The organism is Streptomyces sp. NPDC006261, assembly GCF_040613515.1.
Lineage (GTDB): Bacteria > Actinomycetota > Actinomycetes > Streptomycetales > Streptomycetaceae > Streptomyces.
The window spans coordinates 37735-50198 of the sequence record NZ_JBEXSI010000049.1; the positions used below are offsets into that span (position 1 = coordinate 37735).

The following is a 12464-nucleotide window of genomic DNA, read 5'->3' on the forward strand; positions in this document are numbered from 1 at the left end:
CCATAGACATATATCGCAACTAAGGTTCAGCGATGCATCATCAACAGCACCCCATATCCAGAAAGTTCACCGGCCGACGCGTGCTGGTGACGCTGTCCCTGGCGCTCTCTGCCGTGGCCAGTGGCATGGTGGCGGCGCCGGTGGGCGCAGCCGAGCCCGAGAAGCTCGCGCCGATCAGTGCCGGAGCCTTCCGCCTGGCCACGGACGAGAACCAGTGGACGCAGTACCAGCAGGGCATCGCGGCCGTCGAACGGTCCGGCGCCGTATCTGCGGCGACGCCTCTGAACGTGGCCACCTCCGGCCAGCACAAGGGCCGGCCCGGCCTCTGTCATGGTGTCGCTCCGCTGGAGACCAGGCTGGTTCCTGACGGATTCTGCTGGGACCAGGTGGATGACAACACCAACTCCTGGTCGGCGGGCGGCGGCTGGACACCGCAGGGCATGAGCGCCAGTCATGACTCGACCCCTACGGGCACGGTCGGCGGCAGCCACCTGTACCTGGCCTCGTGGTACTTCGCCAGGTGCAAACAGCAGGACAGTCCCGGCACCTGTGACCACGGCAAGGACGCGCAGGGCAACGACAAAGCGGGAAGGGAGACCGAGAGCCTGGCCCGCATCTCCATCGTGAAGAACGCGGGCAGTACCAGCACGACCTACGGTCATGTGCTGCTCGTCAGGCCCGACCCGAGCCCCACCACGAACTTCTCGGCTGTCGACAACACTCACGCCGACGGCATGGTCTGGTACGGGAACCGTCTTTTCATCGCCAACGGCGGCGAACTTCAGGTCTACGACATGCGTCACCTCTGGCGCATGACCACCATCGCCGCGAAGATCGGTGTCACCGACGGCAAGACGTCGTCGGCCCGCTGGCACCAGTGGGCCATGCCCATGATCGGCAGCTATCGCATCCCCGGTGCGGGAGCCGCCCGTGACTGCGCACCCGGTACGGGACGGCTCTGCCTCAGCACGCTGAGTCTGGACCGCAGCACCTACCCGGACTCCCTCATCTCCGCCGAGCACGTCAGCTACGGGGCATCTGCGCCCTCCAAGGGCGACCCGCCCCAGAGGGGAAACCGAGGACGCGTGGTGCGCTGGCCGCTCAACGCCGATGTGGCCCTGCCCAAGGCCGATGACGGAACCGGCATCGGAAACGTCACTGCGACCGCGGCATACACCTCACCCGTGTGGGCCATGCAGGGGGCCGCTACCGACGGTACCTACTTCTACATGAGCGGTGCCTGTCCGCCCAGTTGGTCAGAACATCCCAACCCCGGGTCCACTGAGGCTTACAGCTGTATCCACAGGGCCAAGGCGGGAGAAGCGCCGGTCGCTCTCAGCAAATCGCCAAGGCTCACCCAGAACCTCTCGTACGCACCGAACTCAGGGCGGTTGTGGGGCCTCAACGAGAGCCTCTACGGCCCCGACGGCGACCGCAGCGTCTTCTCCCTCAAGGTCCGCTAGAACCTGCACGCAGGCGTGATCACGGAGCTGGTTGATCGCGCGCGTGTTGCGACGTGAACGGAACGCTGAGGGACGGGCGTGGGCCGTGCCGTGGCCCTTGACCGGTGCCTGGAGCCGCACCCGTATCGGGTAGCGCCCGTCCCTCTGAACCGGCTGTCGAGAGCGACTCGTACTGTCCCGGGCGATGCCCTGGGCTGGATCCGGCCCTGCGGCCGGCACCCCTCATGCCCGCAAGCCCCGGCGGCAGGCCCGGTGCTCACCGCGCACTGCCCGGGGCCGTCTCCACACCGCGTCAGGTCGCGCAGCGTCTGCCTGCCGTCCTGTGTATCGGAGGGCTTGTGCAGCGTGGCGAAGTCTGGTGGGTCCAGTTCGACGAGCAGAGGTTGGTCGTACTGCTGTCAGGAGACGACGCGTCCGGGTTCCAGGTGATGCAGGTCGTCGCTCCGGCGGGCCTCGACATCGGCGGTCTGGGCATCGAAGTGACGGTCGGCGCCGGTGAAGGGCTGCCGCTCAAAGGCGTGCTGCGGCTCGCGTTCCCGCGTCCAGGCTTCACCCCGTGCACGTGGCTGACCACCGTGTCCCGGGGCGACCTGATGGAGCGGGCGGCCGTCCTGTCCTCCAGGAAGCTCAGCGAGATCGACGATGCCCTTCGACTCGCTGAACAAGCACAGGAGCGGACCCCGGCAACGACCGCGAAGCTCAGCGAGATAAGGGACGCCCTCCGTCGCGGTGAACTCGGGTAGACGGAGAAGGAGCCGACGCCCGCGTCGGCATGGGCGATCTCGGGCGAGATGATCCACGCTAGACGGGCTAGAGCGGCCGTCGGTCGCCGAGAGACCGCGCCACCGTTCGGTCACAGAGACTCCGGTCTCGCTCAGGCGACCGCGGTCGTGGCGATCGACCGTCAGACCGCTCGTCCGTACGCGGCGGCGGGGCCGACGGTCCCGGCGCCGAAGCGGCGGTTAAGTGCGTCGATCGCGCTCTCGGCGCGGAGCTGGTCGTCGCGCTGGGGGTCGAGGGAGAGCTGTTCGGGTGTGCGGGCGGCGTCCTGGAGTTGTTCGCAGCGGGCGGTGACGGCGCGGATCCGGGCGCGCTGGAAGCCGCAGTCGGCGTAGAGGTCGTAGAGGACCTGGCGGAGGTCGTCGGTGTGTGCGGAGGGCCCGCCGTCCAGGCGGCGGGAGCGGATGACCTGGCCCCGGCCGGCCAGGGTCACGGTGAGGGTGACGGTCCGGGCGGTCTGGTGGCGGTTGCGGAGCCGGTCGCCGAGCTCGACGGCGAGGGAGAGCAGGGCGGCGCGGACGGTGGTGGGGTCGAGGGTGTCGATGGGGAAGCGGCGCTGGGCGCTCGCGCTGTAGGGGAGGTCGGTGGGGACGACGGCCCGCCGGTCGATGCCCCGGGCTCGTTCGTGGTTCAGTCGTCCGGTCCGGCCGCCGAGGATGCGCTGCACGGTCGACTCCGGGAGCGCGGCGAGGATGCCGACGGAGTGGACGCCGAACGTGGTCAGGGTGCGGGCCTGGGCGGGGCCGATGCCGTACAGCTCTGCCACCGACCGCGGATACAGGAACGCTTCCGTCTCCGCGCGGGCGGCGCCGACGGTGCGGATGCCGCCGGGGCCGGTCTCGTTCGATGCCATCGCGGCGAGCGCCCAGGTCGAAGCGACGCCGATCTTCACGTCCAGGCCGTAGCGGGCGAGCGCCCGGGTGCGGATCATCCGGGCCAGGCCGGAAGGGTCCCGGCCGAAGTACCGCAGGCTGCCCGACACGTCCGCGACCAAGGCCGACGGAGGGAGCGCCTGCACCACGGGGGTGACCTCGGCGACCAGGCCCAGCAGGAGGCGGTACACCTGCGGGTCGACATCGGCCGGGCAGCGCACGTGCAGAATCCGCAGCGCACTGTCGGGCAACCTCGCATCGTGCTGTCCGGGCATCGGGGGCACCTCCACCCCTCACATTACCGAACACACATTCGAACACGCATCTGCGAACAGCTGGAGCCCCCAAGCAGGCGGCGGCGGGAGGAAGCGCCGTGCGGTCTTACGTATCAGAACAAGCTGCTTATAGGTGGGCGATGCGGCTATGCGGCGCGCGGTGCGCTCTGCGGTTGGGGAGGCGGCCGCCGAGGAGGATGAGGCGCGCCGTACGGTGGCGCTGCCCGGCGTACGGGGCCAGCAGCTTCACCATCTGCTCGTCGGTCCCACCCCGGGCGCCGGTGAGGGCGTACCCGACCTGGACCGGCAGGTGGAGGTCGCCGAGGGTCAGTGCGTCCGGCGCGCCGAGGACTCGCTGGAGGGTCTCGGCGGCGGTCCAGGGCCCGATCCCCGGAATCAGCTGGAGGCGGGTGGCCGCCTCCGGCAATCCCATCGCCGCGGCTTCTTCCAGGCGCGGGGCGTAGGAACAGGCGCGCAGGATCGCCGCGGCTCTGGATCGGTCGACTCCGGCGCGGTGCCATTCCCAGCTGGGGACCATCCGCCACCGGGCCACGGAGGGTGGTACCCGCATGCCTTCCGGTGCGGGGCCTGGGGGTTCTTCGCCGTACGCGTCAAGGAGGTGTCGCCAGGCGTAGTGGGCGCTGCCGGTGGTGATCCGCTGCTCCAGCACGCTCGGGATGAGGGATTCCATCACCAGGCCGGTGCGTGCGAGCCGGAGGCCGGCGTGCTTTCGGTGCGCGGCGGCCACCACCCGGTGCCGTGGCCGGAAGATGTCCGGGTCGTCGTCGGCGCCGAGCAGGGCGGGGAGCTGTGCCAGGGCCCAGTCGGCGCCGGGGCCCCACGCTGTGCCGGTGATGAGCCGTCCGGTGATGGTGTCCGGGTGGTCGGTGATCCGCAAGGTTACCGGGCCGTCGGGGGTGCGGGAGGTTCGCCACCAGGTCCCGTCTGCCTCCTGCCGGCAGGAGGGGTCGCTCCGTCCTCGCCGCAGAACCCGCAGGGTGCGGGGCAGGTCGTAGGGCGCGGGCGGCGCCCAGGAGCGGCTGGGCATACACCCCAGACTACGAGGCGGGAAGTGGCGGGCGACCTCGGGATGGATCGCGGAGGCCGTGCCGCTACAGTGATGTTGCTGCCCTGCCTCGGCGGAGCCGCCCGCCCCGTGAAGGCGGGAATGGCCCAGGTATATGGGGTCTCAGGTACCGCTTCCCTGCGTCAGTGGGGATGGCCCGAGAGTATGTGCAGTCTTCTCCTCGCGGTCGCGGGGATAGAGCTTCCGCCCCTCGCTTCGGACAAGACCGGAGCGAGGGGCGTTCTCGTTCGCAGACCGGGTCGCGGACCGAGCCCGGGAACGATGCTCTGCGTCTACCGGGGTGGCAGAGCGCAGCAGGTGGGGGCGCATGCCCAGAGTTCGGTGGGCTCGGTGCACAGGCCCTCGGCCGCGGTGAAGGTGCCGAGCGGCCGGTCCGCGTAGAGCCGGTTCCCGCACAGTGCGCAGGCGAAGCCTCTGACCTGGTCCAGCGTCAGGCGGGGCCAGGTCAACTGTGGTTTCGGTGGGGCGCGGGCTCTGTACCGCTTCCAGGGCGCGGCGCAGGTCGTCGGTGTTGCCGAGGGGGCGGCGGGGTGGCAGGAGCCAGTACGGTCCGGGGGGCTGGGTTTTGCCCTGGGCGGGGAGGACGACGTAGTGGGTGTCGCTCAGGCCCATGGACTGGGGTACGTCCCAGGTGCGGGTGCTGCCGGCGGGGACGAGGAAGTACACGGCGGTGGGCTCGACGATGACCGGTCCGGCGGTGCTGCCGAGGCGTTCGACGGCTTGCAGGCCCAGGAACCGGTTGGTGCGGACCGCGTCCCATGTTTCCCCGGCGGCCGCGATGCGTGTTTCGGCGAAGCCGGGGATCTCCCTGCTGATGTCCGTGCTCACGAGACCTCTCCATGACCGGCGGTGTGACTCGGCACCGTACGGCCGGATCAGCCGGGCAACCCGAACTGCGAGTCCGGGTGAGCCCTGGGGCCGCCCGGAGGCTGACCCTGGTGTTCACAGGAGCTGGAGGCGTTGGGCGAGGCCGGTGGCCTGGGCGCGGTACGTAGGCCGAACCCGCCCCAGGAGGGAAGTGACGAGCTGACAGCCGAGGGGGCTGCGTTGCAGGTCCTCGGGGGCGAGCTGTTCCAGTTCGAGGAGGTGGACCAGGACGGCGGCGTCGTCGCGGCGCAGGTCGTAGCAGCGGGCGACTTCCAGTCCGAAAGTGAACTGCCGCTCCCGCGAGGGCATCTGAGTGGCGTCGATCCGGTCGGCCAGGCGCAGGCCTTCGGTGGCGTCGCCGTCGGTCATCTCGACGTTCACGGCGTGCAGCATCACGTTGGTGGGACCGAACACGGTCCAGTGGACGTTGCCCTCGCCGGTCTGCCGGGCGAGCGGCACCGCGGCGGCGGCGAGGCGTTCCCGGGCCGCCCACGGGCGGCGAGCCCGCGCCTCCGCAACGACCGCAACCAGCTCCAGTGCACCCCGCAGTGCCGCCCCGGCAGGGGTGGCCAGGGTGGCGAGGTCGTGGGAGGCGTCCATCGCGACGTCGGCCGCGTCCTGTTCGCTGCCGGGCTGGGCGAGCAGGACGTGCCCCAGGTTCCACCGGGCGGCACCGACCCGCAGGGGATCATCGGCCTCCTCCGCCGCGCGCAGTGCACGGTCGGCGGCCATGAGGGACAGGTCAGGCCGCCCGGTCCGGCGGTAGTAGGAGCGCAGCAGCCCGTACAGGTCGGCGGCAATCCGCAGGGCCTCGCGACGGGCGGCAGCGTCGTTGCCGGTCCGCAGCGCCCGTACGGTGCCCTCCACGTCGCGGATCAGGTCGGGCAGGAGTGCCTCTGCTTCGGTGAAGCGGCGCGGTGAGGTCTGCCAGACCTTCCAGGCGTGCTCCACCCGCGCCCGTAACTCATCGGGGGGCGTCGGATGGCGTGCTCCGTGGCGTTGCAGGAGCGCCTGCACGACACGGGAGCTGCCGGTCGCCGTCGGCGCAGGGTGGTGGGGTTCGGTGTCTCCGAGGAGGGTGCCTACCGGGACCTGGAGCTCGGCGGCGAGGCGGGCCAGGACGTCCCCCGAGGGGGTTTTCAGGCCGCGCTCGATCTGCGACAGGTAGTCCGTCGTGATCCCGCACAAGCCGGCCAGCACCGCTTGCGTACGCCCCAGCCGGCGGCGCCGGTCCCTGATCCGCTCACCGACGGGAAGCCTGGGCAGCATCGTGAAGTCCCTTCCCTCACCGGGGTATGCGCCCAGCGTAGGACCACCCGGCGCTCCGCCAACTCGCCTTCACCACAAGGTGTGACACGGTGGCCGCCGGACATCCATGGGAGGCGACGTTGAAGCTCGTTCTGTGGGACATCGACCACACCCTCATCGCGACCCGGGGCGTCGGCCGGGAACTCTTCGGGAAAGCTTTCGAGCAGGCCACCGGGATGGTCATGCGCGAGCAGGCCATTGTGGACGGGATGACCGAGCCCGTCATCTTCGGTGAGACCGCCGAGCTCCACGGCATCCACAGCGACCGGGCCATGTTCGAGGACTTCGCCCGCCGCTCCGCCGACCTCCACCGCCTGCACGCCCACGAGCTCCGCGAACGCGGCCACGCACTGCCGGGCGCCGCGGCTGCCCTCGCCGCCCTGGCCGAGATGGACGGTGTGGTGCAGAGCGTGGTCACCGGCAACATCCGGCCCGTCGCGGAGATCAAGCTCCAGGTCTTCGGGCTCGACACCCACATCCGGTTCCCCTACGGCGGATACGGCGAGGATCACGACGACCGCGCCGAACTCGTCCGCACCGCCATCGCTCGCACCCGCCATGCCACCACCACCCCGTTCACCGACGCCGACGTCCTCCTCATCGGCGACACCCCCGCCGACGTCGCCGCCGGCCGTACGGCCGGTGTTCGCGTCCTGGGCGTGGCAACGGGCCGCACCACCACCGCTGAACTCGACAAGGCAGGGGCCGCCGTGTCCGTCACCGGTCTCGAAGACCTGCAACCCCTGCGCGCCCTGCTGCACTGATGAGGAGCGAACGGTGACCCCAAGCCTGCGCCCCAACTGGCACGGCTCACCTGGCGATGCGGTGCCCCGGGAGCGCCGCACCGCTCGGTGAGCCGCAGCTTCGGTCGCATGACCGAGAGCTGCGGCTCACCGAGGCAGGTCCCTGCCACGAAAGCGGCTAGGCCATTTCGTTTGGATCAGTCGTTTCGTTGGTCAGGGTGTGCCGTTGACTGATGCGCAGTGGGCGCGGATCGAGCCGTTGCTCCCGGACCGGACGCCGAAGCGGGGTGGCCGCTGGCGAGACCACCGTGAGGTGATCGACGCGATCGCCTTCAAGTTCAGACCGGTACCCAGTGGGTGCACCTGCCGGAGAAGTACGGCAACTGGCGGGGCGTCTACAACCGACGTGGCCCGGGCGGGCGACCTTCGTGCGCCGATCGACGTACCCGGCTGCTCCGGCTGGGGCACCGAGCTGAGCCCGCGCTCTTTCAGCAAGTTGGTGACGATGCTGCGGCACGACGGGGCGGCCGCGGTTCGCAGGGGCCGACCGTGGAGCCTGCCGCTGGAGGACCGGGTACTGCTGGTCACGGCGTACTGGCGGACGAACTTGGCGATGCGCCAGCTCGCCCTGCTGTTCGGCATCTCGAAGTCCGCGGCTGAGCACATCATCACCCATCTCGGGCCCCTGCTCGCGCTCCAGCCCCGGAAGCGGTTCCGCAAGGACACCGTGCTCATCGTGGACGGCACGCTGTGCCCACTCGCGACCACACGGTGGCCGAGCAGTCCAAGAATTACCGGTACTCCACCAACCACCAAGTCGTCATCGATGCCGACAGCCGCCTGGTCGTCGTGGTCGGCCGGCCGGCCGCTACCAGGTAACCGGAACGACTGCAAGGCGTGGGAGGAATCCGGGGCCAAGGCCGCCGTCGGCCGCCGGCGCCCACGGCCCGCTTCCGTGGCATGGTCCGGCAGGCCATCGCCGTCAGCTGTGGGAGTGATTGCTGAACTCGTCGAGGAGATCGGCGACTGGGCAACGCCAAAAGCAGTGAATTCGGCCAAATATATGAATACTTGTGGCCGTTTTGATCACCTACGGCCTTGGGGAACAGCGGTACAGCGGTTAACGCTAAGCCGGTGATCATGGGCCTCTAGCACAGTCGATCAGCTTGGCGCCGGGGTTCGGCGGAAGATCGTTGAGCGGCTGCGGGCGTCGTTAGCGTCAGGTCCATGCCAGTGGAGTTCTTGACCGACGAGCAGGCGGCTTCGTACGGGAAGTGCAACGAGGAGCCGACCCGGCCGGAGCTGGAGCGGTTCTTCTTCCTCGACGACGAGGACCGCAAGCTGGTCGCGAAGCGGCGCGGTGATCACAACCGGCTCGGGTTTGCCCTTCAGATGTGCACCGTGCGCTACATCGGCCGGTTCCTCCCGGACGACCCGCTGGACGTTCCGTGGGCGGTGGTGGAGTACCTCGGGGAACAGCTCGGCATCGAGGACGTCAGCTGCGTGAAGCAGTACACCGAGCGTAAGCCGACGGCGTACGAGCACGCGTGGGAGATCCGGGACGCGTACGAGTACCACGAGTACGACGATACGGAGTGGGGGCGGAAGTTCCGTACGTTCCTGCACGGGCGGGCGTGGACGCACGCCGAGGGGCCGGTGGCCCTGTTCAACCAGGCGGTGGGCTGGCTGCGCCGGCACCGTGTGCTGCTGCCCGGGGTGAGCGTGCTGGCCCGGAAGGTGTCGGAGGTCCGGGCGGTCGCGGAGAAGCGGCTGCACACCACGGTCGCCAGAGCCGCGCACCGGGCGGACGCGGCGCTGCCCGGGCATCTGGTGGCCACGCTGGTGACGCCGGAGGGCGCCCGGTACTCGGAGCTGGAGCGGCTGCGCCGGCCGCCGACGCGGACGACCGGAACGGCGTTCGCGCGGTCGCTGGAGCGGGTCGATGAGATTGGCGCGTTCGGTCTGGGCCGGGTGCGGCTGTCGCAGGTCCCGCCGAACCGGCTGGCCGCGCTCGCCCGGTACGGGCTGGGGTCGAAGGCGGCGAGTCTGGAGCGGGCCGAGGAGCCCAAGCGCACCGCGATGCTCACCGCGGTGATGCGGCACCTGGAGGCGAAGGCCATCGACGAGGCCCTGGACCTGTTCCAGGTGCTGATGGCGACCCGGCTGCTCAGCACCGCGAGGCGGGCGACGGAGAAGGAGCGCCTGTCGACGCTGCCGCAGCTGGAGAAGGCGTCCCGGACGCTCGCGCGGGCGGCGAAGGTGCTGTTCGAGGAGCTGGAGCTGGTGGAGACGCACGGCGTCGACCTGGACACGGCGGCGCTGTGGGCGGTGGTCGAGGAGGTCGCCCCGCGGGAGACGGTGATGACCGCGGCCGCCCTCGTGGTGTCCCTGGTGCCCGAGGACGAGGACTCCGCCGACGTCGCGATGCGGGCGGCGCTGACCACCCGCTACAACACGGTGCGCCCGTTCCTGGCGCTGCTGGGCGAGTCGAAGGCGCTGGCGGCGTCGACCGGCGGCGCGCGGGTGCTCGCCGGGGTGAAGCGGCTGCCCGCGCTGGCGCGGAGGCGAGTGAAGGACAAGCCGCTGCTGCCGCGCGAGGTGGACGAGAAGCTGGTGCCGCCGGCGTGGCGCAAGGCGGTCTACGCGAACGCCGATCTGCCGCAGGGGTCGGTGGACCGGGACGCGTACGTGGTGTGCGTGCTGGAGCAGCTGCACCGGGCTCTGAACAACCGCAACGTGTTCGCCTCCCCTTCGCACCGGTGGTCCGACCCGCGCGCCCGGCTCCTGGACGGCGCGGCGTGGGACGCGGTGTGCGAGGACGTGCTGGCCGGGCTGAGCCTGGACATGCCCGTCACCGAGCACCTGGCGGAGCTGGTGCGGGCCCTGGACGCGGGCTGGAAGCAGATGGCCGAGCGCCTGGAGTCGGCGGGCAAGGACGCGAAGGTGTCGCTCGACGTCCTGCCGAACGGCCGGGTGAAGCTGAACGTGGAGAAGCTTGGCGCGCTCGGCGAGCCGAAGTCGCTGGCCTGGCTGCGCAAGCGGGTCGAGAAGATGCTCCCGAAGGCCGGACCTGCTCTTCGAGGTCCACTCCTGGACCGGGTTCCTCGACGCCTTTGTCCACCTCGGGGACGGCACCACCCGCATGAAGGACCTGACCACCTCGGTGGTCGCGCTGCTGGTGAGCGAGGCGTGCAACATCGGCATGACCCCGGTCACCAACCCCGGCCACGAGGCCCTGACCCGCTCCCGCCTGGTCCACGTCGACCAGTTCTACCTGCGCGCCGACACCATCGCCGCGGCGAACGCGGCTCTGATCGAGGCCCAGGCCGAGGTGCCGATCGTGCAGTTCTGGGGCGACGGGCTGCTGGCCTCGGTCGACGGACTGCGGTTCGTCGTTCCCGTCCGCACGATCAGCGCGGCGCCCTCCCCGAAGTACTTCGGGTTCAAGCGCGGTATCACCTGGCTCAACGCCGTCAACGACCAGGTCGCGGGCATCGGGCAGATGGTCGTCCCCGGCACCCCGCGCGACTCCCTGCACATTCTGGACGCGCTGCTGAACCTCGACGGCGGCGTGAAGCCGGAGATGGTGGCCACCGACAATGCGAGCTACAGCGACATCGTGTTCGGGATCTTCAAGATCCTGGGCTACAACTTCAGCCCCCGCTTCAAGGACCTGGACGACCAGCGGTTCTGGCGGGCGACGATGCCCGGGGTGGAGACGGGCACGTACGGGGTGCTGGAGCCGCTCGCCCGCAACCGCGTCAACCTGAAGAAGATCGAGACGTGGTGGCCGGACATGCTCCGGGTCGCGGGCTCCCTGGTCACCAACCAGGTCCGCGCCTACGACCTGCTGCGGATGTTCGGCCGCGAGGGCCACCCCATGCCCCTGGGACAGGCGTTCGCCGAGTACGGGCGGATCGCTAAGACTGAGCACCTGATGCGAATGGTCGACCCCGTCGACGACACCTACCGCAGGCAGATGAACCGCCAGCTCACCGTGCAGGAGTCCCGCCACAAGCTGGCTCGCGACGTGTGCCACGGCAGGCGCGGCACCATCCACCAGGCGTACCGCGACGGCATGGAGGACCAGCTTGGTGCGCTCGGCCTGGTCCTCAACGCCATCGTGCTCTGGACCACGAAGTACATCGACGCTGCCGTCGCCCAGCTCCGCGCCGAGGGACACGAGCTGCGGGACGAGGACATCGCCCGGCTCTCTCCGCTCAAGCACGCGAACCTCAACGTGCTCGGCCGCTACAGCTTCACCGCCTCCACCCCGGCCGCCGGCGCCCTGCGCCCGCTGCGCGACCCGGACGCGGCCGGGCTCGGGCTGGATGAGGACGACGAGGAGTAGAGGAGCTCTTGGGGTCTCCCGCCGGGGCCCGGATCGCTGTCTGGGTGGGAGCGTTTCGTTCCAGGCGGGTGCCGTCGGTGGCGGCGGTGGAGAGGTGCAGGGTGTGGCCCTGTCGGGCCCGTGTCGTCAGGCAGCGGAGCCGGCCGTGAGCTGGTCCATGATGTCGGCCAGGTTGTAGTGGGCCCGCTTCTCGATGATCTTCCCGTCGTTGAAAGTGAACAGGTTGAACATGGAAAACCGTACGTGCGCTCCGCGTGGGGGGATGTTGTAGTAGTCGCCGCCCTGGTCTCCTTCGACCACGACGTAGGCGCCGACCTTGTCGGCTTCGGCGACGGTGTCGAGGACCGTCAGGCGGTTGCCGGGGAAGGCGTCGAGGTGCTTCTTCTCCGCGTCGATGAACCCTGCGGCGCCGGGCCGGGGGCTGTCGATCTGGGGGTAGAAGACGAAGTCCGGGTGGAACATGCCGGTGAGCGTGTCGTAGTCGCCCTGCTGAAGGGCCTGGTAGAAGCGGTGCACGAGGTCGGCGTTGGTTGTGGTGGACATGTGATGTGGTCCTTCTCTGTCGTTCTGGCACGGCGCAGGGGACGCCGCGAGGGGTCGCTCCCAGGGTCGGGGCTCGGCGTGTGGGGAGCCCCGACCCTGGCACGGGTCTCGGTTCCCGAGAGGCGGTCCGGCTCAGGCGCGCTGCGCCCAGTCCTGGTCCAGGCGGTCGGTCAGG

8 protein-coding genes and 3 pseudogenes are annotated in these 12464 nt (G+C 70.1%); 6 read left to right on the forward strand and 5 right to left on the reverse strand.

The features are described 5' to 3' along the window. Window positions 1-32: 32 nt before the first annotated feature. Together ABZ154_RS26930 and ABZ154_RS26935 are read left to right on the forward strand one after the other, a co-directional pair. On the forward strand, window positions 33-1463 hold the full coding sequence (locus ABZ154_RS26930) for a hypothetical protein (RefSeq protein ID WP_356836737.1): 1431 nt from the start codon (window positions 33-35) through the stop codon (window positions 1461-1463). Between the two features lie 338 nt (window positions 1464-1801). After that, on the forward strand, window positions 1802-2206 hold the full coding sequence (locus tag ABZ154_RS26935) for a type II toxin-antitoxin system PemK/MazF family toxin (protein WP_356836739.1): 405 nt from the start codon (window positions 1802-1804) through the stop codon (window positions 2204-2206). Window positions 2207-2367: 161 nt separating this feature from the next. Here ABZ154_RS26935 and ABZ154_RS26940 read toward each other — a convergent pair whose 3' ends face one another. From ABZ154_RS26940 to ABZ154_RS26955, 4 genes are all read right to left on the reverse strand, one after another. Beyond that, window positions 2368-3366, reverse strand: coding sequence for a hypothetical protein (locus ABZ154_RS26940; RefSeq protein WP_356836741.1), 999 nt, complete (start codon window positions 3364-3366; stop codon window positions 2368-2370). Window positions 3367-3517: 151 nt separating this feature from the next. Further along, window positions 3518-4438, reverse strand: a complete 921-nt coding sequence (locus ABZ154_RS26945) for a DNA-3-methyladenine glycosylase 2 family protein (protein WP_356836743.1) — start codon at window positions 4436-4438, stop codon at window positions 3518-3520. A gap of 311 nt (window positions 4439-4749) precedes the next feature. Then, entirely contained in the window at window positions 4750-4926 is a 177-nt protein-coding gene (locus tag ABZ154_RS26950; RefSeq protein WP_356836745.1) for a hypothetical protein, read from the reverse strand. Window positions 4927-5419: 493 nt separating this feature from the next. Next, entirely contained in the window at window positions 5420-6613 is a 1194-nt protein-coding gene (locus ABZ154_RS26955; protein ID WP_356836747.1) for a helix-turn-helix domain-containing protein, read from the reverse strand. 119 nt (window positions 6614-6732) lie between these two features. Here ABZ154_RS26955 and ABZ154_RS26960 point away from each other — a divergent pair, with 119 nt between their 5' ends. The 4 genes and pseudogenes from ABZ154_RS26960 to ABZ154_RS26975 all read left to right on the forward strand — a co-directional run bounded on the left by ABZ154_RS26960 (window position 6733) and on the right by ABZ154_RS26975 (window position 11746). Next, window positions 6733-7416, forward strand: a complete 684-nt coding sequence (locus tag ABZ154_RS26960) for a haloacid dehalogenase-like hydrolase (RefSeq protein WP_356836749.1) — start codon at window positions 6733-6735, stop codon at window positions 7414-7416. A 199-nt stretch (window positions 7417-7615) separates the two neighbouring features. Further along, a pseudogene (locus ABZ154_RS26965) lies at window positions 7616-7726 on the forward strand (transposase); the annotation flags it as partial. A gap of 105 nt (window positions 7727-7831) precedes the next feature. Then, window positions 7832-8326 (forward strand): annotated as a pseudogene (locus ABZ154_RS26970) (transposase family protein); the annotation flags it as partial. 296 nt (window positions 8327-8622) lie between these two features. Continuing rightward, window positions 8623-11746 (forward strand): annotated as a pseudogene (locus ABZ154_RS26975) (Tn3 family transposase). 126 nt (window positions 11747-11872) lie between these two features. On the opposite strand, the gene ABZ154_RS26980 reads toward ABZ154_RS26975, so the two are convergent. Continuing rightward, window positions 11873-12289 (reverse strand): ester cyclase, encoded by a 417-nt coding sequence (locus tag ABZ154_RS26980; protein WP_356836751.1) that lies wholly within the window; start codon window positions 12287-12289, stop codon window positions 11873-11875. Window positions 12290-12464 lie beyond the last annotated feature (175 nt).

What these genes read in the sequence shown, in the direction of transcription:
- ABZ154_RS26930 (WP_356836737.1), top strand. Translation starts at nt 33, where the DNA reads ATGCATCATCAACAGCACCCCATATCCAGAAAGTTCACCGGCCGACGC.
- ABZ154_RS26945 (WP_356836743.1), bottom strand. Translation starts at nt 4,438, where the DNA reads ATGCCCAGCCGCTCCTGGGCGCCGCCCGCGCCCTACGACCTGCCCCGC.
- ABZ154_RS26955 (WP_356836747.1), bottom strand. Translation starts at nt 6,613, where the DNA reads ATGCTGCCCAGGCTTCCCGTCGGTGAGCGGATCAGGGACCGGCGCCGC.
- ABZ154_RS26980 (WP_356836751.1), bottom strand. Translation starts at nt 12,289, where the DNA reads ATGTCCACCACAACCAACGCCGACCTCGTGCACCGCTTCTACCAGGCC.